We start from the raw sequence: 23,578 nt of genomic DNA, 5'->3' as shown, positions 1-23,578 counted from the left end.
GGGTGAATCCGGACGGTTCGCTGGCAAACCGACTCCCGCCTTCGCCATGTTGACCAAGAGGTTTCGACACGAATCCCGGCAATCGATTCACGACCGGAAAGGAGTCACTTCTCATGAGGTTCGCTTCACGTGTGACCACTCCCCGCGGGAAACTCCCCGGACGGGAGAGCACGCGGGTCCCGACAACGCCGCGGCGGTCGCGAGCGAGGTGCACACCGCTGGTGCTGGCCCTGACAGCGGTGGGGCTGGGGGCTCCGGCGGCGGCCGTCCCCGCTCCCGAGCAGGACGAAGCGCAGTGCGAGTCCGGCGTCTTCTGCGCCTGGCCCGAACACCAGTACGGCGGCAGTCCGCATTCCGCCGACCTGCGTACGACCAACATGGAGGAGTGTGTTCCGCTGAGCGACGGCTTGGAGGCGCATTCCTTCGTCAACCGGTTGAATCGCCCCGTCACCGTGTACCAGGACGCGCACTGCGGCACCAGAGGGGACTTCAGCACCTACCCCGAGGGCAGTTTCGTTCCGCGTTCCCCGTTCGTGGTAAGAGCGTTCAAGATCTGGACGCACTGACCGGCGGGATTCGCACGGGGCCCGCATCCGACCCCGGCCCCGTCCGGCGCGGCGGCACCGAAACTCCACACCGCCGGGACGAGTGATCACAGGGGTTCCCGGGACGTTGTTCGAGGTCCGGGCCCCACTTCCGGGAAAACGGGCGATTCCGTTCCCCGAACTCCCATGACGACCGAGCCGACGGAGTCCTGTCGGAACCGCGTCACGAAATCATCCGACGAATCGATTCGTGGAGTTTGCGCGCGGATTCCTCCCAGGTGAAACCGGCGGCGTGGGCGCGCGCGGACTCGACCGTTTCCGCTCTGGTTTCCGGATCCTCCGAGCGGCGCACGGCCGCGATGAATCCGGAAACCGAATCCGGGGCGAAGAACTGCGCGTGCCCACCCGTCACTTCGCGGAATATCGGGATGTCACTGCAGACCACCGGGGTTTCCGCGTTCATGGCTTCGATCAGCGGGAGCCCGAAGCCCTCGTCCTTGGAAGCGGTCACGAGAGCCGCCGCGTTCCCCAGCAGGTCCCCGTAATCCTCCTCGGACACACCGTTCCAGAAAACCACGTCGGCACCGCTGGGGACCACTTCCCGCAGGGAGCGTCGCCTGGCCGGGTCGATCCGGCTCAACAGGTGGAGCCGGTAACCGGGCAGCCTGTCCATCGCTGAGATGAGCGTGGTGACGTTCTTGTACGGCATGAACGACCCCATGTACAGCAACGCGGAGGGAGCTCGGCCCTGCCCGTCCTGTTCGGCCGTCCGCGCCGTGCTGCCGGCACTTCCGGTGTCCGCGGGCGACGAAGCGGTCGGAGCGTTGGGGACGACCGCGACGGGACGCCGCGTCAGACGATGCCGCTCGATCAGCCTCTTGGTCGTCTCGCTCACGGTGATCACCAGGTCGGCGCGGTTGAGCAGCACGCGTTGCGGCCACCAGGCGTGGTGGAACAGCCACCACACGATCCGCACCGGCAGCGGGAGGAATTCCGGGGGTTTCGGATACCGGTAGTAGATCAGGTCGTGCAGGGTGAGGACCTGCGCGTAACGGCGCCGGAACCCACCGATCACCTGCATCGGGCTGAACACCACTTCGGCACCGAGCCGGTGCAGGGTGCGCGATACCCACAGCTCCCGCGGCGAGAACGGGCTGTTGATCAGCTCGTGCGGTACCCCCGCTGGCAGCAACCCGAGCTGGGCCGGGTCGTGGATCAGCACGGTCACCGGACGGATCCGGTGCAACGCCTCGACCAGTCCCGCCGTGTAACGACTGATGCCGTCCGGGAAGTCGGTACGTGTCCAACGAGCATCGACGAATATCCGCATGTCCGCGTCCCGCGCACCGCGCTCGTCGTCCCCGGCGGGCGAACGCGCGCCCCTCCCCGCCGCGTTCACGACTCGTCCAGAAACGAGCGGATCTCCCGAGCGGCACGTTCGGGCGCCTCGTAGTGCACGAGATGTCCGACCCCGTCGACGACCCGCAACCGCCCGTCCACGAGCCCGTGAACCAGCCGCCGCTGCCCTTCGAGCGGGGCGATCTCGTCCGTCGCCCCGGCGATCAGCAGGGTGGGGGACTTCACCCGCTCGGCGTGGTCCTCGACCGCTGTGCTGATCGAGGCACGATAGGTCTCGGCCACGAGCGCCGGACTGTGGAAACGGCTGAAGTGCCGCAGATGGCTGTCGTAGACGAACCGGCGCACCCGCGAGTCGCGAGTGCGGAGCATGACACGGGTCGCGGCGAGCACGATCCACCGGTTCGACAGCAGCTCCCTGCCCGCGCCCGCGGGCAGCAGCTCGCCCAAGCGGTAGTAAGAGGAGGTGATCCGGGTAAGCACGGAGGAAGCCCCGTGAACCGGCGAAGTGGCTATCGGGTTGACCAGCACCAGCCCGCGGACCAGCTCGGGAGCCCGCGCGGCCACCGCGGCGGCCACCACCGAACCGAAGGAGTGCCCGAGCAGATCGAAACGCTCCCCGTCCGCACGAACCTCACGGAGCAGTTCCACGACGGCCTTCGCGTACCCGGCCACATCGTGCTTCTCCGCGGTCATCGGCTCCGACTCGCCGAACCCGGGAAGGTCGGGAACCAGCACCTCCCGCTCCGGGAGGGAACCCACGATCAGCCCGAGTCCGTGGTGGGTACCGCGCAACCCGTGCAGCATGATCAACCTGCTGCCGGTCCCGCGACTCACGTCCCCGTTCCCGCCCTCGCCGGGGCGGTCCTGCCCGACTTCCCCCGGCGGAACGGCGGTCGGGGCGTACCGCCAGAATCTCAGAGCGCTGCCCAGCACGGACAACGTCGAACGGCTCACCCTGGCGGTGAGTTCCCCGGAACCGCTCGCCGCGGTCGTCGACTCGCCCACGACGAATCGCCTCAGCTCGCCATCTCGGTGTGGATCTCCACCGGGTCGTCGGCCCTCCCCGGATCGATCAGATGCCGGTAGACCGACTCGAACCTGGCCAGCACCGCGTCGATGTCGTGCGCGTCGGAAATGATCTGCTCGCTGAAGGCCCCCATGGCGTCGACGGTCGAACGGTCGGTGACGATCTCGTCGACGGCCTTGGCCAACGCGTGGACATCCCCCGGAGGGTAGAGCCAGCCGTTGCGGCCCGGTCGAACCAAGTGGGGCAGGGCCATCGCGTTGGCCAGCACCACAGCCGTACGAGCCGACATCGCCTCCATCGTCGCCAGGCTCTGCAGCTCCGCGATGCTGGGCATGCAGAACACGTCGGCACGCGCGTAGGCGGCCAACAGCTCCTCGTCGTCCACGAAGCCGGTGAAGCACACCCTGTCCGCTATGCCGAGCTCGGCGGCGAGGTGCTCGAGGGTCTCCTTCCTGCTCCCGTCCCCGACGATCTCCAGGCGGGTGGACACGTCCGCGCGCAGCAGGGACATCGCACGCAACAGATCCTCGACGTGCTTTTCCTCGTCGAGTCTTCCCACGAACAGCACGGTCCTGACCTCGGGGAACGGGTGCTGCTCACGATATTCGGCCGCGGCGCTGCGATACCGGTCGATGTCGATCCCGCAGGAGATCGGCAGCGCACGCTTCTCGAAGCCGTTCTCCCGCAGCAGTCGAACGGCGCGCGGTGTCGGCGCGGTCACCGTTGCCGCCTTGCTGTAGTGCCTGACCAGGTTCCTCCACAGCACCTTGGCCGTGACGGACTGCAGTCCCCTGGGAATCCGCAGGTACCCGAAGATGTTCTCGGGCATGAAGTGATTGGTCGCCACCAGCGGAATGTCCATCCTGCGGGCGGCGTTGATCACTCCGCGGCCGATGAAGAAGTGGGACTGGACGTGCACCACATCCGGTCGGATCTCGGCCAACAACCTCTTCGCCTCGGAGGAGGCACGCCACGGAGAGCACATCCTGGCCGTGGGGTGGACCGGGGTGGCGTAAGAGCCGACCCGGTGGACGGTAACGCCGTCCTCGACCGCGGTGTGCGACCTCCGGTCCGAGGCGTGGCAGATCACGTGCACATCGTGGCCACGTGCGGCCAGGCCCGTCGCGAGCCGGTGTCCGAAGCTAGCGGCACCGTTGACGTCGGGCGGATACATGACGGCACCGATCACGATCCGCAGTGGCCGGCCGCTTGGTTGCGAAGTCACCTGCTACTCCCATTACGAACTGTCAATCGACGTGACCCGGCGGTCGTTGTCCTCGGTCACGGTAGGTGCAACGCCGCTCCGGTTGTCCGGGTGGTAGCGCGCAAGCGCGAATACACCGGCGCAAGCGATCGCAGCGCACACCACTTCGGCCGCCGCGGTCGGCGTGCCGACGGCGTCGGCCTCCCCCAGCAGGCCGATGCCGAGCCCAACGGCCACCAACGGGTCGATAACGGTCAGACAGGCGACGGCGAGATCAGGCGGGCCGCTCGCGTAGGCGTGCTGCAGCAGCCATCCCCCGACGAGAACCGCCACCACCATGGCCAGCAGCAACCACAGCTGGACCTCGGCGAGCTTTCCGGAGGTCACCTGCTGGGACACCGCGCGGAGCAGCAGCGAAACGAGACCGTACGCCACGGCGCACCCGGAGGCGTAGGCGACGCAGCGTACCGAGCGGCGACTCAGCAGGGCCACCACCCCGAACACCAGCACCGCCACGGTGACGAGCTGGACCGCGGTCACGGCCGCCTCCGAAGTCACCGAAGTCGGGGTCGCGCTCCGCACCGCCAGGAAGACGAACGCGGCGACACCGCCACCACTCATCAAGACCGCCACGATCGTGGAACGCGGCAGCTTGCCCAACTCTCCGGCGTTTCCGCCCGAGTTCAGCAGCACGGTGATCGGCAGGGCCAGCACCCCGAGCGGCTGTACCACGCTGAGCGGAGCGAACCCCAGTGCCAGGGCGTGCAGGACAGTGCCGCTGCCCAGGCAGATCAACCCCAACAGCCACCGGGTGTTGCGCACCAGGCGCAGCTGGTTGCGCACCCCCAGGCCTCGTCCGGAGATCGTGTCGTGGACCGCACCGTGCTGCAGGCGAGCTCCGAAGGCGTATCCGAAGGCCGCCACGGCCGCGAGTACAACCGCGAACATGGTCATATCAGATCTCGTCCGCTCATAGCCGCATCATCCAGCACCACGAGCCACCGTTCTCACTCGGTTCCTCGCGTCCCCGGAACGGGAACACCCGCCTTCCCGTGTCTCCACCACGATCCTCCACAACACCGCCGAAAACTCCGAATCGCCGAGAGTCCCGACCGGAAGTCCTTCGCACGCGCCCCGGAACCGGGCAGGCCTGTTCCTGCTCCCCATGAATCTCGCGTACCGCACATCGTTGCACTTCAGGGTGTTCCCCCACTTTCCCCGGAGTGCGCCGCGCTGCTCTCGGGGACACCCCCGGACTCCACGCAGCCCGGACGTTCACGCGCACGACTGTAGAACACCCGTCCGCGGTGCGATGCCGATTCGCTTCATTCGGACCCCGGCCACCCGAACGTGCCCCCTGCCCGCGCTGCAGCTCGCACACCAGCGAATTCGTCTCCACGAACACCGCGGGACACGGCATTCCCCGGGGCCGAGGAGTACGGTCCGCAGTGAGTGAGCCCACTCGCGCGAAAGAGGGAACAACACGCGGCGAGCCCGTTCGGCGACCCGGCGTGACGAACTCACGGGCACACGCGAAGCTCGATCACCCCGCGCCCGAACGGGCCCTGTCCGCCACGCGACGACAACGGGGCCGCACCGCGCCCGGGCGAATCGGACCCAACGGGCAGCTGAGTCGATCTCGCCCAGTTCGGTACTACGGAAGCAACCCCTGGGCAACCGACACGTCCTACGGGAAGAGAAACGGATCAACGGTGAATCGACGAAACCGGTAGCAACGGGAGGTGCCGCAATGGTTCCCCATCGACGGAACGGTCTCGGTTTCCGCGTTTTCGCGGCGACGACGACCCTGCTCACAGGTGCTCTGCTCGCCGGGTGCGGTCAGCAGGCCGACCCCGCGAACGAGCTGTCCGGATCGGCGGGCGAAGCGATGGGAACGTCCGGCGACTCCGCCGCGGGAGCGACGGGCGCGTCGACGTCCCGCACACGAACCGACGACTCCGCCGACGGAGCACGGACGGACCGGAGCTCGGCGGAGCGCTCCACCGCTTCCTCGACCTCGGAAGGGAGAGAATCGACCGGAAGAACCTCCACCAACGCCGGACAACGTCCTTCGACGAGCCGTTGTCACACCGGGGTGCTGGACGGTGCCCTGAAGCGGGGCAGCCCGGGGGCCGGACAGCGCTACGCCGAGCTGACGCTGCGCAACACCGGCGACAGCACGTGCACGCTCTACGGGTACCCGGGACTGGAACTGCTCGACGAGTCCGGCGCCCCGCTGCCCACCGATGTGTCCAGGAACGCCGCTCCTGGCCCCAGCACCGTCAGACTGGCTCCGGACGAGACCTCTTCGGCACGGCTGCACTGGAGTGTCGTTCCGAGCGGTACCGATCCGTCGGGCAACCCCTGTGAGCCCGCCCCGAGCGGGGTCAGTGTCACCCCGCCGGACGAAACCGATTCGTTCCGGCTCGACTGGAACCACGGCCGGGTGTGCGGTGGAGGAGCCATCGACGTGACGGCGTTCCGTTGAACCGCTCGGCCGGTGCCCGTGCCGGACGGCGGAGACTTCGCCCGCTCCGCCGGGGCGGACCCGGTGCCACCGGTCCCCGCATCCGCAGGATTTGCGCTCACCCGGCGAACCGGGCAGCGTAGGACTCGGAACTGACGGCGGCGGAGGAACACTCGTCATCCCGAGCACGACCGAGGCGGGGGCCATGAGCGAAGTGCCGCACGCACAGGACCTGCTCGGCATCCAGGTGCGCGATCAGGACGGGGAACGCATCGGACGGGTCGGGGACGTCTACGTCGACGACACCAGCCACCGGGCCGACTGGGTGACGGTTCGCAGCGGCCCCCTGGGGATGCGTGAGAACTTCGCCCCACTGCACGGTGCCGTCCTCAGCCGGGGTCACCTGCTGCTCGTTTTCTCGAAGCGGCAGGTGAGGACGGCCCCGAACGTGGACGTCGAGCACGGCCACCTCTCGAACCGGGACGGGCGCAGACTCTACGAGCACTACGGCGTCGACGACACGGGAGTACCGCCTCCCGGGGTTCCGGGAAGCACCCCCGCCGCGAACTCCCGAACGCGGCACTCGCACGCACGCAACCGAAGCTGCCCACCGGAGGCGATGACGGCTCCGGGACAGGAGCACGTACCCGCCCCGGAGCGCTCCTCGGAGTCCCCTCGCACAGGGGCCGAGGGCTCCCCCGGCGGAGATTCCCCGGAGCCGCACCGCCCGGGGGCCCACGGCCCGCTCCCGGGGGGCGCACCCGACCGTGCCGTCGATCGGCTGCGGGACAATGACGGCCGTGACGGCTGACGAGTTCGCTGTGGAGCTGTTGACCACTGTCGTGGTCGGCGCCGAGGACGAGGAAACGGCACGCCGGGCGTGCGACGATCTGATCCGGCGGACGGCGGGGCGGATCGTGCAGTCCGCGGACTGCTCCGACGAGGAACCGGGGTGCCGTTCCGTGACGCTGGCACGGACCACCTCCGCACCGGCGTCGGGGAACCAGGCCGCCACCCTCTCCCGGGCGGTGCGGGAGCTGCTGAACGTTCTCGGCCCCGGGTTCACCGGAGCCCGCGTCTCCTGCGAACCGCCGAGCGCCTGGACCGTGATCGACGACCCCGCACTGGTCGGTTCCCTGGTCGCACGGGGCGAGCGGATGCTCGTGGAAGCGTGGAGCACCACCGGGAGGACCGACTCCGCCGGAGACGTGGCCTCCGCGACCACGGCGGGACCGTTGACCGGAGCCCCCCACCAGAGCCCCGCACAGCCCTCCCGGCCGGAGAGCCAGTCCGGGAATCACGTCGACCCCTGAAGGCGCACCTCCGGCCCGGTGCGGAGGACGGTTCGGCCGTTCCTCCGCCGTTCCGGGGGTTCCGGGCGAATCAGCCGGAAGGGACCTCCGTACGGGCGTTTCGGGCGAACACGCCGAGTGCCAACCTGAGATCGGCAACACCGCGGTGGAACGCTACTTTGGTGATCGACATCGGTGTCCACGTGAACGCGCCCGCAGCGGCGGTGGCATCAGAACACGATCACCCGGAGGGGGACAAGTCGATGGCAGGTGTGGAAGAAGTTCGTGCCGGTATAGCACTGGCCAATCAGAAGGCCTCGGAGAGCGTGGCCGCCTTGCAGCAGGCGACCCTGAGCCTGGAGGAGGCCCAGCAGGCGCTGGCCAACGCCACGCAGGGCAGCGGGCAGGAGGAGATCCAGCACGCCTACGGGATGCTCGCCGAGGCCGCACAGAGCCTCAACGGGGTTCAGGGCACGATCAACGCCAGCATCACCTCGGCCGAGAACTACGCGGGACGGCTGTAACACGGTGTCGGCGCTCCAGGAACTCCAACAGGCACTGCAGACGGTCAGCGACCAGCTCGAGCAGACCCAGCGGCACCTGGCCACCTCCCGCACCGCGCTGCACCAGGCGGAATCGGCGCTGCGCGGGGTGGACCCGGACAACCCGGAGACGGTGGTACCTCCGGGGCTGCACCGCGCGGACGACCAGATAGGACATACACTGTCCACGGTGGAGCACGTCTCCGACGCGATCAGACAGTTCGCGGCAGGACTTTGACAGAGCTTTTCCGGTCGGGTCGTTGGGTCGGGGTTCTTCCTTCGGCGCTCCCGGCGCCGAAGCACAGCATCCCGCCCGTCGGCACCGCCGCGGGTTCTCCCGTGGTGTTCCCGCGAGGACGGTCCCGGCGTCGTGCAGGTCGCTGTCCGGCGTCGGGGCGCCCGCTCAGGAGCCCGCGAGAGATCCCGCCGAGTGAGCGTCCACGACGAGCTGAACGGAGAACACCGGGGAACCGTCCCTCCGGGTGTGCCTCGGTGCTCCGGTGGCCCGTCGCGAGTAACCGATCACACCACCGTCCGCACGGGCTGTTCAGTGGTACTTTGCTTACGGTCAGTGACGCGAGTACCGAGGTGGGGCGTGCGTAAACGCAACGAGCGGCGCAACGCGATTCAAACGGCCTTCGATCGGCTCAGGGCCACCGCGGCCACGGCTCTCGGAGCGGCCGAGAACGAGGTGGAGCGGGTCCGGTCGGAGCAGGTCAAGCAGGAGCACGCGCTGCGAATCGCACAGCACGGGGTCTCCGCTGCGGCAGGTGATCCGGAATCGTTCGAGGGATCCGACCAACCGGAGTTCCGGGAGGCGCTGGACGAGGCGGTGGCCGAACGGGTCGAGGTGTTCTCCCGGTGGACGGCGCAGGGGCCCGACCGGTTGGCCGAGCTGATGTCCGAAGCGGCTCCCGGCACGGCCTCGGCACCGTGGCGCGAGTGGCTGGGCAGCATCGGCTCCGCGACCGCGCAGACCCCCGCGCCCGAGCTGTGGCGCATCGGCACCGGGCACGCCCCGGCCGCTCCCGAGGCGGCCGGGTTCCCCGCCGCGGTTCCGCTGCTCGACGAGTCGAACCTGCGCATCACCTGCCGGTCCGCCACGTCCGAGAACGCCACGAGGGACGCCGCCGAGCACCTCGTGCAGAACCTGCTGCTGCGCGTGCTCTCGTACTACGAGCCGGGGCTGGTGCGCGTCCACGTCTGGGACACGGCACGGTTGACCGGCACCCTGCCCGGGCTGTTCCCCCTGACCCGCTCCGGTCTGCTCACGGCGCACGACCCGACACGACTGGACGATCTCCTCGAAGAGCTGGCCGAGCACATCAGGAGGATCCACACCACCGCGCTGCTCGGGGGGCACACTTCGTTGAAGTCCCTCGCCGAGGAAACCGGCCACCGTGGCGAGCCCTGGCGGATCGCCGTGCTGTTCGGTGACGGTGAACCGCTCAAGGAGGAACAGCAGCAGCAGTTGCAGCGCGTCGCCCGCAACGGGCTGTCCTGCGGGATCCAGCTGATCGTCGTGGACCTGCCGATGACGGTGAACAACGCCCTGGAGTCGGTGACCCTGACCGGCCCGGACAGCGCGCGCAGCAGCATGACCGGCGCACACCTGACGATCACCCCGGACGAGGCTCCCCCGCGGGAGCGCGTGAGCAGGGCCTGCTCGGCGATCTCGGAAACGTTCCAGGCCAGGCGCTCCCGGGTGCGGACCTTCGACGACCTGCTTCCCGAGCGGTACTGGACGAACGACTCCACCTCAGGGCTGACCGCTCCCGTCGGTTTCTTCGAGGGGGAGCCGGTGCGGATCTCGCTCGGCGACTCCAGTCCGCACACCCTGGTCGGCGGGCCCAGCGGCTCGGGCAAGACGAACTTCCTGTACGGGATGCTGGGGGCGCTCGCCGCCCGGTACAGCCCGGACGAGCTGGAGATGTACCTGCTCGACTTCAAGGAGGGCGTGTCGTTCGCCCAGTTCACCCCCGGCAGCAGGGACCCGAGCTGGTTGCCGCACGCCAAGCTCGTGGGGGTCAACGTCAACACCGACCGCGAGTTCGGTCTGGCCCTGCTGCGCTTCCTCGCCACGGAGATGCGGCGCAGGGCCGACGCGGCCAAGGCGCACGAGGTGACCAAGCTCGAGGAGCTGCGCCAGCGTGATCCGCAGGGGCGCTGGCCCCGGATCGTCGCCGTGATCGACGAGTTCCAGTACCTGTTCTCCGAACGCGACTCGGTCTCCACTCAGGCGGCCACACTGCTGGAGGACGTCGCCCGCAGGGGACGTTCCCAGGGGATCCATCTGATTCTGGCCAGTCAGGACGTCTCCGGCATCGAGGCGTTCTGGGGCAAACCGGCCATCTTCGAGCAGTTCATCCTGCGGATCGCCCTGCCCAAGGCCCGGAGGGTGCTGGTGGACAACAACACGACAGCGTTGGAGCTGCCGCGCTGGCACGCCGTGGTCAACCACGACTCCGGGGTCAAGCACGGCAACGAAGTGGCGCGCATACCGGACGCCACTGCCTCGGAGACCTTCGACTCGCTGCAGACGGGCCTGTGGGAGCGGCACCTGTGGGAAACGGGCAGGCGCAACGCGCGCCCTCCGCGGCTGTTCGACGGCTCGCACCTGCCCCGACTCTCCGAGCTGGAGGACTACGAGGCGCTGCGCCCGGGTCCGAAGCGTTCCCCGCAGGTGCTGCTGGGGCAGGTGATCGACGTTCGGGGCACGGCGGCGGCGCTGCCGTTCGGGCGCTCCCCCGGCAGGAACCTGGCTGTGCTCGGTTCGGCCCAGCAGGACGCCGTGGCCGTGCTGGGCGCGAGCGCGCTCTCGCTGGCCGCGCAGTTCGTGCCCGGTGACATCGAGTTCACCATCGCGGGGCTGGTCGACGAGAGCGCGGAACAGGCGCGCGCGTTGGAGTCGACGCTGCGGCAGGGCGGGCACGAGGTCTCGTTCGTCGAGACGGGGGAGTTGAACGACACCCTGCAGCGGTTGTCCGCGCTGCTCGACGAGCGCGCCGATTCGACCTCGAAGGGGTCCGGGACAGCCAAGCACTGCCTGCTGCTCTACGGGGCCGATGCCGCCCAGCCCCTGCTGGAGAACAAGGATCCGCAGACGCGGCTCAGCGGGCTGGACCAGCTGCGCAAGCTCCTCAAGCAGGGCCCGGAGGCGGGGGTGCACACCATCGGCTGGTGGCGCAGCGTCCAGCGGCTGCGCAACGCGCTGGGCATGGGACCGGCCGACGACGTGGGAGCCTGGGTCGCCTTCGACGTGCAGGGCCAGGAACTGGCACCGCTGGCGGCGGGCCAGCTGATCACCTGGTCCCCGCGCGCCCATCGTGGGCTGTTCTTCGACCGCTCGGCGCACTCGCACCCCGAGGTCGTCCTCCCGTTCGATCTTTCCGGGGTGCTCGAGCAACGGGGGTCGGATCCGGAGCCCGACGAGCAGGAACACGTCCCGCGTCCGCGCGGTTCGGACGCGGTCATCTCCAACGTCGGGGAGGACACCGGTGACTGAGCACTCCGAGGAGAGGACGTCCAGGGCAGCCGAGCGCTACAAGGAGATCGCCGCCCTGGCCACCGAGGCGGCGGAGCGGTTGAGCGAGCGGGAGCGACAGCGCGTCGAGCAGCTGGAGCACGAGCTCACCACCGAGCGGGACCGGGTCGAGCAGGCGCGACAGCAGCGGGACCAGGTGGACGAGGGCGTTCGTCTCCGCTGGAACGCGGCCAAGGAGGCGCTGTGGGAGGAGCGCTGGATGCAGGTGACCCAGCTCCCCTCCCCCGACCCCGCGGCCGAGCCCACTTCGGCCGAGGAGGCCATCCGCTCGGTGCAGAGCGCCTACATGGAACTGCACGAGGCGGTCGGTCAGAAGCGCTGGTCGGGTTCGGGGTTGCTCCCCACCGGCTGGCTGGGCCGCCGCGAGCGCTGATCCACGACGTGCTCGGGGGATCGCCGTGACCACCGAGCCCCACAACGGGTTAACCACCCCGATCCGGTGCAAGAGCGGTCGCAGCACTTCGACCGGGCACAGGGACTCAGTTCTGCCTGAAACCGGGGTCCCCACAGCCTCCTGAAACCCGCCGGAAACCGCGGCCCCGCAACCGGAGGGGTCGCGAAGCGCGGCGGCTCGCCCTTCGGAGACCGACCGGTCGGTACGATCGGACGTACTTATTCGCGTGGCAACCGCACAGCGACGCGGGTAAAATTACGATACGAAACAGTTTCGAATATGGAGGTTCAGGTGACCGACTCTTCCGTCCCGGCCACAGCCCTGGAGGTCCGGCTCGCCTCCCGCCCCGCGGGATGGCCGACAACGGACAACTTCGAGATCGCGGAAGCCCCCGTCCCCGAACCCGGCCCGGGCCAGATCCTGGTGCGCAACAAGGCCATGAGCGTCGACCCGTACATGCGCGGGCGCATGAGCGCGGCCAAGTCCTACGTGGCTCCCTTCGAGATCGGCAAACCACTCGACGGAGGAGCCGTCGGTGAGGTCGTCAGCTCCAACTCGGACGACTTCTCCACCGGACAGCAGGTCCTGCACGCCCTCGGCTGGCGGGAGTACGCCGCGGTGGACGCCTCCCAGGCCACCACGGTGGCCGACGACCTGCCGTCGAGCGCGTTCCTCGGCGTTCTCGGGATGCCGGGCATGACCGCCTACGTCGGGCTGATGGACAAGGCGCGCTTCCAGCAGGGCGACACCGTCTTCGTCTCCGGAGCCGCCGGAGCGGTCGGCTCGCTCGTGGGGCAGCTCGCCAAGCTCAACGGAGCCGAACGCGTGATCGGCAGCGCCGGATCGGCCGAGAAGGTGCGGCTGCTCACCGAGAGGTTCGGCTTCGACGCGGCCTTCAACTACAAGGACGCCCCCGTGGGCGAACAGCTGCGCGAGGCGGCCCCGAACGGCATCGACGTCTACTTCGACAACGTCGGCGGCGACCACCTCGAAGCGGCCATCGGGACGATGAACGACTTCGGCCGGATCGCGGCCTGCGGAGCGATCTCGCAGTACAACGCGACCGAGGCGCAGCCGGGTCCCCGCAACATGTTCCAGTTCGTGACCAAGCGCCTGAGCATGCAGGGCTTCATCGTCAACGACAACGGCCACCTCAAGCGCGAGTTCTTCGAGCACGTGGCCCCGCTGGTCCGCGAGGGTAGGCTCATCCACGAGGAGACCTTCGTGGACGGGCTGCGCAACGCGCCCGAGGCCTTCCTCGGTGTGCTGCGCGGGGACAACACCGGCAAGATGATCGTCAACGTCTGATCCTTCCGCCGCGGGCCGGCCGGTCCCCGGCCGACGTGGACCGGCGCGGAGGACGAGTCCCCGGGGCGTCCCGGTCGTGCGTGCCGTCGGCGGCGCGCACGACCGGGTCCGCGCCGGATTCACCGAGCTCCACGGGAGGCCGAAGGACCGCATGAGCACATCCAGCCCGTCCGCCCCGTTCCGGGCCACCTCGCTCAACGCTTCCAGGCGCGACGCCGAGCTCGCCGAACTCGCCGGTGGAGCGCGTCCCGACGTGCTGGTGGTCGGCGGTGGGATCACCGGGGCGGGCGTGGCCCTCGACGCCGCTTCGCGCGGGCTGTCCGTGGCACTGATCGAGGAGGGGGACCTCGCCCGGAACTCCTCCCGCCGGTCCCGCGGGTCCACCTGCGGACCACCTCCCCGGCTCGCTCCCGAAGAACTCGCCCACGCCCGTTCCCGGGCGGTCGAGCTCGCCTCGCTGACGAACCGGACCGCCCCGCACCTGTTCCGCACGCTGCCACTGCTCACCCCGTTCGGCGCGGAGCTGTCCACCGCGGACGAGCTCACGCTGCTCACCCGCCTCCGGAGCGCGGAGGCGCCGCGGAGGCGCACGGGCGCGAACGCCCTGCCGGCGACACGCCGGGTACCTCCCGCCGAGGCGCGGGCGCTGGTGCCCGCGCTCCGCCGGGAGGACCTGCGCGGCGGTCTGCTGGGATTCACCGGACAGCCGGTCGACGAGGCCAGGCTGGTCGTGGCGCTCGCCCGCACCGCGGCCGGGCTGGGCGCCCGGATCCTGCCCCGGGTACGCGCCACGGCGCTGCACCGCGACGGGGCCGACGTGTCGGACCGGCTCGGCGACTCCGAGATCCGCGTGCGGGCCCGTTCGGTCGTGAACGCCACCGGGGGACGTGCGCAGGAGCTGGCCGAGGTCCCCGGGGCGCGGGTGCTGCGCGACTCCTGGCTGTTGCTGACCGCCGACGCCGTGGGCACCACCCGCGCGGGAGTGGCCTCGGCCGGGGGCGGTCCCACCGGCGGCTCGATCGAGATCCTGCCGCTGGGGGACGGGCGGCTCTCGCTGGGACCGCTCACCACCGAGAGCACCCCGGGCGAAGCGGCCACCCGCCCCGCCGAGCTGTCGGACTCCGAGCGGGAGAGCCTGTTGGAGTCGGGCAGCGGACTGCTCGGAACGCGCCTGTCGTCCGAGCACGTCACCGGGGTTCACACCGACTCGCGCACCGTTCTCCGACGGGCACCGCGGGCGGGACGCGGCGGGGCCGCCCGGGCCTTCCCCGGGCACGGAGCGCACATCTCGCCCGACGGTGTCGTCACGGTCGCCGGCTCCGGGCCGAGCTCGTTCCGGAAGGCGGCGGAGGAGGCCGTCGACACCGCGGCGCGAACGACCGGCCTGCGCGCGGGGCCCAGCGGAACCGCGGCACTCCGGCTGGCCGGGGCCACGGGCGGCGACGACCCGGCGCAGGTGGAGGCGCCACCCGAGCTGGTCGCGAACTACGGGCGGGACGCCGAGCGGATAGTCGCCCTGCACGAGCTCGATCCGAACCTGGCCGAACGCGCGCTGTCCGGGCACTCCCCGACCGTGGCCGAGGTCCTGTGGGCGGTACGCCACGAGGGCGCCCTGAATGCCACCGACGTGCTGGACAGACGGCTCCGGGTGGAACCGCCCCCCTCCGAACGCGCCGCTGCCCTGGAAGAGCTGGACGGGCTCGTCGCCCGGGCCCTGCGCGGCGTGCTGCTCTAGGAGAGCGGTCACGCGAACTGGCTGCTCATAATTTTCCCCGCACGCAGGGGAGCCGTGGATATGCGGACTGGTCGCTACCAGCCGCTGCTGGTCGCGGTCCGCCCCCACATCCACCCCACGGGATGACTACTGTGGACAGTTTCGCACGGCGCGAAAAAGGGCACCCCCGGAAAGTTCTCCGGGGGCGCCCTTCGTGCGGTCGGCTCACTCGAAGCGGTCGGTCTTCACCGCGTCGAGGAACGCTTGCCACTGCTGCCGGTCGGCGGTGAAGTAGCCGAGCGAGCGGTCCTTGGTGTCGCGCACCGCCGCACCGTCACCGACCCGGCCGACCTCGACGCATCCGTTGTTCGGCCCCGAGTAGCTGGCCTTACGCCAGTTAGTAGGGTGTAGCATCACTTCGTCCTTCCATTTTTTCCAGCATGTTGGCCATGAGCCCGACCGACTCATCCGGGCTCATGGACACCTCCGGCAGCGTATCGACCGCATCGGCATAGATCGCCACGTCGGCTTGGTCATAGAGGAACGCTGGTCCGCCGTGGTGATCCAGGTGCACGATCGGGGACGCTTTCGGGAACTTGTACAGCACGAACGAGCCATCATGCGCGAGCGTCCACCTCTGTTGATCAGCCGGGATGACTCGGATATCAACATTCGGACGTGACGCTTCTTTGACGAGATGCTCGATCTGCTCAGCCATTACGGAGAACCCACCGAGCTGGTCCCGCAACACGCGTTCAGCGAGGTAGGTAGTGATCTGACGTGGCTCGGCCAGAGCCTCACGACGTGCCATCCGTAGCTCAATGCGCAAGTCGCGCTCATCCGGTGGCAGACTAGCCATCACGGCTGCGGCGTATGCCCTGGTCTGAAGCGGCCCGGGAATCATCAACGGCGCGATGTAGACGATTTCGCTCGCGTCGCGTTCGAACTCGCTGATCTCGACGAGGTTCCGGTGAATACTCGACCGGGTAATCATGTTTGGTTCGGATGCCGAGTGCGCGAACTCCACCAGTTCGTCGTATCGCTGACCAGTGACACCGAATAGTCCGAGCACGCGGGCTACGTAGTCGACTGGTGGTGTCCGTGCTCCTCGTTCGTATCGCGAGATCGTTGTCTGTGTGATGCCGAGCTTTGCGGCAAGTTGCCGACCGTTGAATCCAGCGTTTTTGCGCAGTTCACGCAGTTCAGCACCGAGCAGACGAGCTTTCGGAGTATGCGCCTCGTTGAGTCCGGCCATGACTCAACCGTAGTGGATAAAGCTGTCCAAACAGTACACCCATTCGGAGGATTGAAACCGCAGATACCGGTTAGAGACTATTGATTCCGGTATCAGGTTTAATCTCCTACGGGGAGCGTAGCGCATGAGCATGAGACATGGATCATTTGATGGTCCGGGTGTGCGGGTGCCGTGCCACTCCGAGGGTGGGGCGGTGTCGTTGCGGGTGTCTGCTGTGGATGGCGAGGTGCGGATCACGACGCCGACGATCTGGAATCGGACGCGGTGGACGGTCGAGCAGGCTCGCGAGTTGCGGGACGTGCTGGATGCGGCGATCCGGGGTCAGTCATGAGGCCGGGCGAGCTGGCCACGTGGGCCGCGCACGAGCAGTGGACCATGGAACAACTGGCCTACGACATCCCCCGTGGTGCGGCCACAGGTGCGCAGTGCCGCGATGCGGCCGTGGCCTTCGAGGGAATCGCCGAGCGGTTGCGGGGCTACGCCGACGAGCTCGACGGCGCGGAGGTCACCGAGGGCGGCGTCGATGACTAGCCCGCCGCCGGAGGCACCCGTCCGAGCGGACGCGGCACCCACCGAGATCATGCCCGCCGTGGCACGACTGCCGCGCCGGTCGCGCTGGCACGGCACGCTGCCGCTGTCGGCCGCAGCCAAGCGCCGACCCGGCAGTACCACCCTGCCGGGTCGGCAGCCCGAGCCTATCCCAGGACTGTACCCGAACCCGGACGAGGACCTGCTCGCCCGCGTGCTGTCCGGGCTGCGTGCCCTGTAGTCCACACCCCCGGCGCCGTTCGAACCCCGACCTCCGGCGCCGGGCCCCGTCCACCACACCTCCCACGAAGAAGGCCCCCATGACCGACCACCTTCCGACCCGCTGGCGCGACCACGGGCTGCACTGGCACGCGCACCTGTCCGACCACGCCACCGCCGCGAAGCTCCGGAGGAACTACTCCCCCGACGCGGTGCTGCTCGATCCGGAAGCCGGGGCCGAATGGATCGCCGACATGCTCACCGCCCACAGCGCGGACACGATCGCCATCGAATGGCACACCCCGTGGGGGGTGACCCTCGACGGTCCCGGAGTTCGTGACGCGGCCCGCGATCGGCACGCGTTGGCCTACGGGCTGTCCGTCGAGGCCATGATCGTCACCGCCACCGGACAGCTCTACCTCTACGTCGACCCGTACACCCCCGAGCAGTGCCCGCACCACAGGTCGCAGGCCGCGAACACGATCTGACTGTCATCCCGGGCTGGTAGGAGACCGGTGATGCGCGACGACATCCGGAAACGACTCCCGCAGATCACCGAGGCCACCCCCACCGGCGAGCTACCGGCAGCGATGCGGGCCGCCGAGCACGTCCGGTCCTTTTCCGCCGTCCTGCAGGAGCCCGCCATGTCCGCTGTGGAGGAGATGGGCAACACCCTCGCCGGGATGCTCGGACGATTACCGCCGGAGCAGCTGCACCAGGCCCCCGCCTGGATCGAGGAATACGCCCTGCCCACCCTGACCGAAGTCGGTGAAGGCAGCACCTCGTCCGAACTGGCCGAGGCAGTAGCCCTGCTCGAACGGGCACGGGAATTGATCGACGACGTGCTCGCCCTGTCCGACAACACCCGAGAACACCTGATCAACTACCTCGCCGGACTCGGCCTCAACACCGACCAACCCCCACCCAGCCTGCCGCACCCCTCGACCCTCCCGCGAGTTCCCACCGACACCGCCCACGACCGTTCGTGGATCGACCAAGCACGCGAACGGCTACCGCGCTATGAGGGTGGTCAAACATCCGGGCTCATCTACGACCAGGACGGCAACGAGCAGATCCTGACCAGCGGACGTGAGGACCTCTCCGAGCGGATGCGGCTCGATCTGCACAACTCCCGCATCTTCGGTGATCCGGACACCCGTGGTGCTCCCGGTGTCGTGCTGCACGTCGAAGCGAAATACGCACAACGGATGAAAGAGGCCGGTCAAACGTACGGGGTGATCGTGCTGAACGATACGATGTGTCGTGGAGAGTTCAACTGCAAGCAAGCGGTACGGACCATTCTGCCCCGCGGCTCGGTGCTCGTGGTGTGGCAACCCGGCCAGTGGTACTGACCCCTCCTCGCTCCCGGAACAGAAGTGGTTCCCGCAGCGGGAAAGCGCTGCTAAGATCGCAGGTCACCAAGTGTAGGACCCGCGCACGCGGGGACAGACCCGTCCTGGTCTTTCCCGGCTGGATCGCCGATTGGTAGGCCCCGCGCACGCGGGACAGACCTCACCCGAGCCTCGGTCCTCATCAGTCCCCGGGTGCGCTTGTCGGGTGCCCTCACGTGAGTCGCCGCGCGCGGCCGGTTCCCCCAGCACGGTTGTCTTCCGATTCGGTAAAAGCACTCGTCGGAGGCCGATTCGGCGATAGGCTCTTTCGTGAAACGGTCTCGCGTCAGCTGGGGACGAGAAGACGAAGACGCGGCGGCGGAACCGATCCGGCGGCGCGCCCACGCTGAAGCGGGACGGTTCCGTGATCGACTACCGAAGAGGAGGGCCCCGTGCCCGAAGGCGCACTGGAGATCGACCGGATCTCCAAACGCTACGGGGACGTCGTTGCCCTGGACGAGATGTCACTCACCGTGAGACCCGGTGAGATGTTGGGATTCGTCGGCAGCAACGGCGCCGGAAAGACCACCACCATGCGGATCGCGCTGGGCGTGCTCGCAGCGGACTCCGGGGAGGTCCGCTACAACGACGCCCCGATCGACCGCACCGTCCGCAGCCGAATCGGCTACATGCCCGAGGAGCGCGGACTCTACCCGAAGATGAGGGTCCTGGACCAGCTCCAGTACCTGGGGGAGCTGCACGGCCTCTCCCGCGCGGAAGCCGGGAGAACGGCCGAATCGTGGCTCGAACGGCTCGGCCTGGCCGAACGTCGCAACGACCAGTTGCAGAAGCTCAGCCTCGGCAACCAGCAACGCGTACAGCTCGCCGCTGCGCTGGTGCACGACCCGGCCGTGCTGATCCTGGACGAGCCCTTCTCCGGCCTGGACCCCGTGGCCGTCGAACTGATGAGCACAGTCCTGCGCCAGACGTGCGAGCGCGGGGTCCCGGTGGTGTTCTCCAGCCACCAGCTCGAACTCGTGCAGAAACTGTGCGACCGGGTCGGCATCGTGCAGCGGGGGAGGATGGTCGCCGACGGAACGGTCGAACAACTCCGTTCCAGCGGACCGGCCGACCTGACCGTGCACGCACCGCAGGCACCTCCCGACTGGGCGGACGGGCTGCGGGGGGTGAGCGTCGTCGACACCTCCGGCGGGCGCACCACGCTACGACTCGACGAGACCGCCGACGACCAGGCCGTGCTGCAGGCGGCGCTGAGCACGGGGCCGGTGCACGAGTTCAGCAGGAACCGGCCGAGCCTGACCGATCTGTTCCGCAATGTCGTAACCGAGGAGCCCGCCGAGTGAAATCGACATCGAACGCAGTATGGCTCGTCGCCAGACGCGAACTGCGGACCAGGGTCCGAACCCGCTCGTTCGTGCTCGGCACCCTTTTCATGCTTCTGGTGGTGCTGGCCTACCCGGCTCTGATGTTCTTCATCGGCAGCTCGAACGCACCGGCGAGCGGCACCGACGTCGGGGTGACGCCGCAGGCGACCTCGCTCACCCAACCGCTCGGGGCGGGAACTCCGGGCGACGCCGAGTGGCGGATCCAGCGGGTCGACGATCGGCAGCGGGGCGAGAACCTGGTCCGCGAGGGTGAGCTGGACGTGCTGGTGACCGGTACGTCCACCGAGCCGGAACTGGTTTTCGAAAGCGGGGACCACGCCGACCTGCGGCGTTCACTGGCCAACATCGCGTGGCAGCGCTCCCTGGACGAAGCGATGGCCGAAGCCGGTGCGGACCCCGGCCAGGTCCGCGGGCAGGCCGATCGGGTCGAAGTCACGACCACGAACCTGGACTCCTCCGACCCGCAGCAGGCACAGCGACTGGTGATCGCGTTCGTGGCCGCGTTCCTGCTCTACATGTTCCTGATCATGACCGGGCAGATGATCGCCCAGGGAGTCGTGGAGGAGAAGTCCAACCGGGTCGTCGAGATGCTGCTGGCCACGATCAGCAGCACCCAGCTGATGGCCGGGAAGATCCTGGGGATCGGACTCACCGGACTGATCCAGTTCGCGGTCATCGGGGTGGTCGGGTTCGGCGCGGTCAGCGCCACGGCGACGCTGGTGCTTCCGCTGGGGGCCGTCGCGGGCCTGCTGGGCTGGATACTGGTGTGGTTCCTGCTCGGATTCCTCCTGTACGCGACGCTGCTCGCGGCGGCGTCTTCCCTGGTTTCCCGCCAGGAGGACCTGCAGAGCGTGATCACACCGGTGATCATGACGCTGGTGGTGCCGTTCGTGGTGGGGGTCTCGGTGCTTCCCGCCGATCCGAACAGCACGTTGGGGACGGTGCTGTCCTTCGTGCCCGGATTCTCGCCGGTGTTGATGCCGATGCGGCTGGCGCTCGGGGTCGCCGCCCCGTGGGAAGCGCCGCTGGCGGCGGTGTTCTCGCTGGTGGCCAGCGCCGTGGTGCTCTGGCTCGGCGGACGGATCTACTCGAACGCCATCCTGCGCACCGGGGCACGCGTCAAACTCCGCGAGGCGCTCCGGGCGTCCTGAACGGCGCCCCGCCCGGCGTCACCGCACGAGGCGGCGGAGTGGCGGGACCGGCCCCGTGGTCACCTCGCCGCGCTTTCCGGAGGGGTGCGCTCCCCCGATCGAGCGGGCCGCTCGGACACCCGGTCCGGGCGGCCCGTTCTCACGCGCACAACGGTTTCGAGAAGGATTCAGCGCTCGTTCATCGGAACGTAGGGGCGCTCGGCGTAACCGGTGTACACCTGACGCGGGCGGCTGATCTTGCGTGCCGGATCGTCCATCATCTCGCGCCAGTGCGCGATCCAGCCCGGCAGCCTGCCGAGCGCGAACAGCACGGTGAAGAACTTCGTCGGGAAGCCCATCGCCTTGTAGATCAACCCGGTGTAGAAGTCGACGTTCGGGTAGAGGTTGCGCTCGATGAAGTAGTCGTCGGACAGCGCGCGCTCCTCCAGCTTCAACGCGATGTCCAGCAACGGGTCGTCGCCCCCGAGCTTCTCCAGCACCTCGTCGGCGGTTTTCTTGATGATCCGCGCACGCGGGTCGTAGTTCTTGTAGACCCGGTGCCCGAAACCCATCAGCTTCACGCCGGGTTCCTTGTTCTTGACCCGCTCCACGAAGGAGTCGACGTCACCGCCCTCGGCCCGGATTCCTTCCAGCATCTCCAGCACGGCACTGTTCGCACCGCCGTGCAGCGGCCCGAACAACGCGTTGATTCCCGCGGAGGTGCTGGCGAACAGGTTCGCCTCGGAGGAACCGACCATCCGCACGGTCGATGTGGAGCAGTTCTGCTCGTGGTCGGCGTGCAGGATGAACAGCATGTCGAGCGCCCGCGCCATCGTGGGGTCGACCTCGTACGGCTCGGCGGGGAACCCGAAGGTCATCCGCAGGAAGTTCTCCACCAGCCCGAGCGAGTTGTCCGGGTAGAGGAACGGCTGGCCGACGGACTTCTTGTAGGCGTAGGCGGCGATCGTGGGCAGCTTTGCCAGCAACCTGTGCGTGGACAGCTCGACCTGCTGCTGATCGAACGGGTTGAGGCTGTCCTGGTAGAAAGTGGACAGCGCGGAAACCGCCGAGGACAGCACCGGCATGGGGTGGGCGTCCCGGGGGAAGCCGTCGAAGAACTTGCGCAGGTCCTCGTGCAGCAGGGTGTGCCTGCGAACGCGGTCGGCGAAGTCCTCGTACTGCTCCTTGGTCGGCAACTCACCGTAGATCAGCAGGTAGCTGACCTCCACGAAGTTGGAGTTGCTCGCCAGCTCCTCGATCGGATAACCCCGGTACCGCAGAATTCCCGCTTCACCGTCGATGTAGGTGATGTCGGATTCGCAGGCCGCGGTGTTGACGAAGCCCGGATCGAGCGTCACCAAACCGGTTTTGGCCATCAGCTTGTCCAGGTTGACGCCGGGCGTGCCCTCGGTGGGGGCCGTCACGGACATCTCGTGTTCGCCGGCGTCGTAGCGCAGCGCGACGGAGCGTTTGGCGGTCGCGTCGTCGGGCATTCGGGAACCTCTCGCGCTCAATCGGGGGTGGGGCTGCCGCCGACCAGCGGTACGACCGACACCCGAGGCGCCGGGGTCACCCGTTCCCGATCGAGCGCACACGCCGGTCGGGATCCTCCGAACCGCCGCAGCACCACCCCGTTGGGGTCCTGTCGGTAGTCACGCTAGACCGCGAAAGGCCTCTCACGCAGCAACAGTGTTAGTCGAAATGGGCAGGTGGGACCACGATCACACCTGATGCCCCGCGAAGCGGTCGTCCACATCACCGATACGGCCGACCCCGTCACAGGATGCCGCCGCCCGCACGCGGGGGCAACTCGTCCGGGGACGGCACTCCGGGGCGGGAACCCCCGCGCGTGTGCGGCGGTTCCCCGCCGGGCACCGCTCCCGCTCGGGAGCGGTCCACACCGACCGCCAACATGGTGGCTCAAATCACAACCAGGGATCTCCGCCCCGATGCTCACTCGAAAGAGTTAGACACCACCCGGACGAGTGATCATCGAAGCATTTCAGCACCGCAACACGTCCACAACGCACCAGAAAGCCCGACCGGGACAGGGGTCGCCCGAACCGCCACCCGGCGACTCGGCAGTAACTTGCACTCCACGTAGTCGATCCGGCGCCACATATAAATGACTAATTTTCACAAAAGTGTTTCATGATCACTGGGCGTGCTTCAGGGTCACGCAAAGTCGTGTCCACTTTGCACTTTCGAGTGACGACACAGCCGCGATCCGCTACTAATTTCTTCATTGCGGCCGCAACATGAAAAACAATCGCCAAATGAGCAAAGGACGACAAAAGTGGTCATTATCCAGTC

23 protein-coding genes are annotated in these 23,578 nt (G+C 68.4%); 16 read left to right on the top strand and 7 right to left on the bottom strand.

What is annotated here, in order from left to right:
* Window positions 1-221 precede the first annotated feature (221 nt).
* Window positions 222-566, top strand: coding sequence for a peptidase inhibitor family I36 protein (locus FHR84_RS12295; protein WP_343075251.1), 345 nt, complete (start codon window positions 222-224; stop codon window positions 564-566).
* A gap of 202 nt (window positions 567-768) precedes the next feature.
* On the opposite strand, the gene FHR84_RS12290 is transcribed toward FHR84_RS12295, so the two are convergent.
* The 4 genes from FHR84_RS12290 to FHR84_RS12275 all read right to left on the bottom strand — a co-directional run bounded on the left by FHR84_RS12290 (window position 769) and on the right by FHR84_RS12275 (window position 5,089).
* A complete protein-coding gene (locus tag FHR84_RS12290) occupies window positions 769-1,875 on the bottom strand; it encodes a glycosyltransferase family 4 protein (protein WP_179535857.1) in 1,107 nt (368 codons plus the stop codon).
* Between the two features lie 65 nt (window positions 1,876-1,940).
* Complete coding sequence (locus FHR84_RS12285; RefSeq protein ID WP_179535619.1) at window positions 1,941-2,909, bottom strand: alpha/beta fold hydrolase; 969 nt, start codon at window positions 2,907-2,909, stop codon at window positions 1,941-1,943.
* Window positions 2,910-2,920: 11 nt separating this feature from the next.
* A complete protein-coding gene (locus FHR84_RS12280; protein ID WP_343075250.1) occupies window positions 2,921-4,156 on the bottom strand; it encodes a glycosyltransferase in 1,236 nt (411 codons plus the stop codon).
* Window positions 4,157-4,168: 12 nt separating this feature from the next.
* Window positions 4,169-5,089 carry a DMT family protein gene (locus FHR84_RS12275; RefSeq protein ID WP_179535618.1) on the bottom strand — a complete coding sequence of 307 codons (921 nt, stop codon included), beginning with the start codon at window positions 5,087-5,089 and terminating at the stop codon, window positions 4,169-4,171.
* A gap of 796 nt (window positions 5,090-5,885) precedes the next feature.
* On the opposite strand from FHR84_RS12275, the gene FHR84_RS12270 reads away from it, so the two are divergent.
* The 9 genes from FHR84_RS12270 (at window position 5,886) to FHR84_RS12230 (ending at window position 15,417) form a co-directional block, all read left to right on the top strand.
* Entirely contained in the window at window positions 5,886-6,623 is a 738-nt protein-coding gene (locus FHR84_RS12270; protein ID WP_179535617.1) for a DUF4232 domain-containing protein, read from the top strand.
* A gap of 184 nt (window positions 6,624-6,807) precedes the next feature.
* The gene (locus FHR84_RS12265; protein WP_179535616.1) at window positions 6,808-7,413 is read left to right on the top strand and encodes a PRC-barrel domain-containing protein; all 606 of its coding nucleotides are present in this window, start codon (window positions 6,808-6,810) and stop codon (window positions 7,411-7,413) included.
* The gene (locus FHR84_RS12260) at window positions 7,403-7,915 is read left to right on the top strand and encodes a hypothetical protein (RefSeq protein WP_179535615.1); all 513 of its coding nucleotides are present in this window, start codon (window positions 7,403-7,405) and stop codon (window positions 7,913-7,915) included. Before FHR84_RS12265 ends, FHR84_RS12260 begins: the two co-directional genes overlap by 11 nt.
* Before the next feature lie 242 nt (window positions 7,916-8,157).
* Window positions 8,158-8,418: a hypothetical protein gene (locus FHR84_RS12255; protein WP_026152045.1), complete on the top strand. Its 261-nt coding sequence runs from the start codon at window positions 8,158-8,160 to the stop codon at window positions 8,416-8,418.
* 4 nt (window positions 8,419-8,422) lie between these two features.
* Window positions 8,423-8,674, top strand: coding sequence for a hypothetical protein (locus FHR84_RS12250; protein WP_179535614.1), 252 nt, complete (start codon window positions 8,423-8,425; stop codon window positions 8,672-8,674).
* A gap of 357 nt (window positions 8,675-9,031) precedes the next feature.
* The gene (locus tag FHR84_RS12245; RefSeq protein ID WP_179535613.1) at window positions 9,032-11,941 is read left to right on the top strand and encodes an FtsK/SpoIIIE domain-containing protein; all 2,910 of its coding nucleotides are present in this window, start codon (window positions 9,032-9,034) and stop codon (window positions 11,939-11,941) included.
* Window positions 11,934-12,353, top strand: a complete 420-nt coding sequence (locus FHR84_RS12240; RefSeq protein WP_179535612.1) for a hypothetical protein — start codon at window positions 11,934-11,936, stop codon at window positions 12,351-12,353. Before FHR84_RS12245 ends, FHR84_RS12240 begins: the two co-directional genes overlap by 8 nt.
* A 300-nt stretch (window positions 12,354-12,653) precedes the next feature.
* Window positions 12,654-13,682: an NADP-dependent oxidoreductase gene (locus FHR84_RS12235; protein ID WP_179535611.1), complete on the top strand. Its 1,029-nt coding sequence runs from the start codon at window positions 12,654-12,656 to the stop codon at window positions 13,680-13,682.
* Between the two features lie 151 nt (window positions 13,683-13,833).
* Window positions 13,834-15,417: an FAD-dependent oxidoreductase gene (locus FHR84_RS12230; RefSeq protein ID WP_179535610.1), complete on the top strand. Its 1,584-nt coding sequence runs from the start codon at window positions 13,834-13,836 to the stop codon at window positions 15,415-15,417.
* Window positions 15,418-15,621: 204 nt separating this feature from the next.
* Here FHR84_RS12230 and FHR84_RS12225 read toward each other — a convergent pair whose 3' ends face one another.
* Window positions 15,622-15,810: a DUF397 domain-containing protein gene (locus tag FHR84_RS12225; protein ID WP_179535609.1), complete on the bottom strand. Its 189-nt coding sequence runs from the start codon at window positions 15,808-15,810 to the stop codon at window positions 15,622-15,624.
* Complete coding sequence (locus tag FHR84_RS12220; protein WP_179535608.1) at window positions 15,794-16,651, bottom strand: helix-turn-helix domain-containing protein; 858 nt, start codon at window positions 16,649-16,651, stop codon at window positions 15,794-15,796. Before FHR84_RS12220 ends, FHR84_RS12225 begins: the two co-directional genes overlap by 17 nt.
* 327 nt (window positions 16,652-16,978) lie before the next feature.
* Here FHR84_RS12220 and FHR84_RS12215 point away from each other — a divergent pair, with 327 nt between their 5' ends.
* The 6 genes from FHR84_RS12215 (at window position 16,979) to FHR84_RS12190 (ending at window position 21,286) form a co-directional block, all read left to right on the top strand.
* A complete protein-coding gene (locus FHR84_RS12215) occupies window positions 16,979-17,182 on the top strand; it encodes a hypothetical protein (protein ID WP_179535607.1) in 204 nt (67 codons plus the stop codon).
* Entirely contained in the window at window positions 17,175-17,420 is a 246-nt protein-coding gene (locus FHR84_RS12210; protein ID WP_179535606.1) for a hypothetical protein, read from the top strand. The genes FHR84_RS12215 and FHR84_RS12210 overlap by 8 nt, the downstream gene beginning before the upstream one ends.
* 79 nt (window positions 17,421-17,499) lie before the next feature.
* The gene (locus FHR84_RS12205; RefSeq protein ID WP_179535605.1) at window positions 17,500-17,886 is read left to right on the top strand and encodes a hypothetical protein; all 387 of its coding nucleotides are present in this window, start codon (window positions 17,500-17,502) and stop codon (window positions 17,884-17,886) included.
* Window positions 17,887-17,916: 30 nt separating this feature from the next.
* The gene (locus FHR84_RS12200; protein ID WP_246300503.1) at window positions 17,917-18,750 is read left to right on the top strand and encodes a DddA-like double-stranded DNA deaminase toxin; all 834 of its coding nucleotides are present in this window, start codon (window positions 17,917-17,919) and stop codon (window positions 18,748-18,750) included.
* Between the two features lie 431 nt (window positions 18,751-19,181).
* Window positions 19,182-20,093, top strand: a complete 912-nt coding sequence (locus FHR84_RS12195; protein WP_179535604.1) for an ATP-binding cassette domain-containing protein — start codon at window positions 19,182-19,184, stop codon at window positions 20,091-20,093.
* Window positions 20,090-21,286, top strand: a complete 1,197-nt coding sequence (locus FHR84_RS12190) for an ABC transporter permease (protein ID WP_179535603.1) — start codon at window positions 20,090-20,092, stop codon at window positions 21,284-21,286. The genes FHR84_RS12195 and FHR84_RS12190 overlap by 4 nt, the downstream gene beginning before the upstream one ends.
* Window positions 21,287-21,453: 167 nt before the next feature.
* Here FHR84_RS12190 and FHR84_RS12185 read toward each other — a convergent pair whose 3' ends face one another.
* The gene (locus tag FHR84_RS12185; protein ID WP_179535602.1) at window positions 21,454-22,758 is read right to left on the bottom strand and encodes a citrate synthase; all 1,305 of its coding nucleotides are present in this window, start codon (window positions 22,756-22,758) and stop codon (window positions 21,454-21,456) included.
* Window positions 22,759-23,578: the final 820 nt, after the last annotated feature.

This window comes from Actinopolyspora biskrensis, from assembly GCF_013408175.1.
GTDB lineage: Bacteria > Actinomycetota > Actinomycetes > Mycobacteriales > Pseudonocardiaceae > Actinopolyspora > Actinopolyspora biskrensis.
This window is presented reverse-complemented; position numbering and strand designations above follow the sequence as displayed.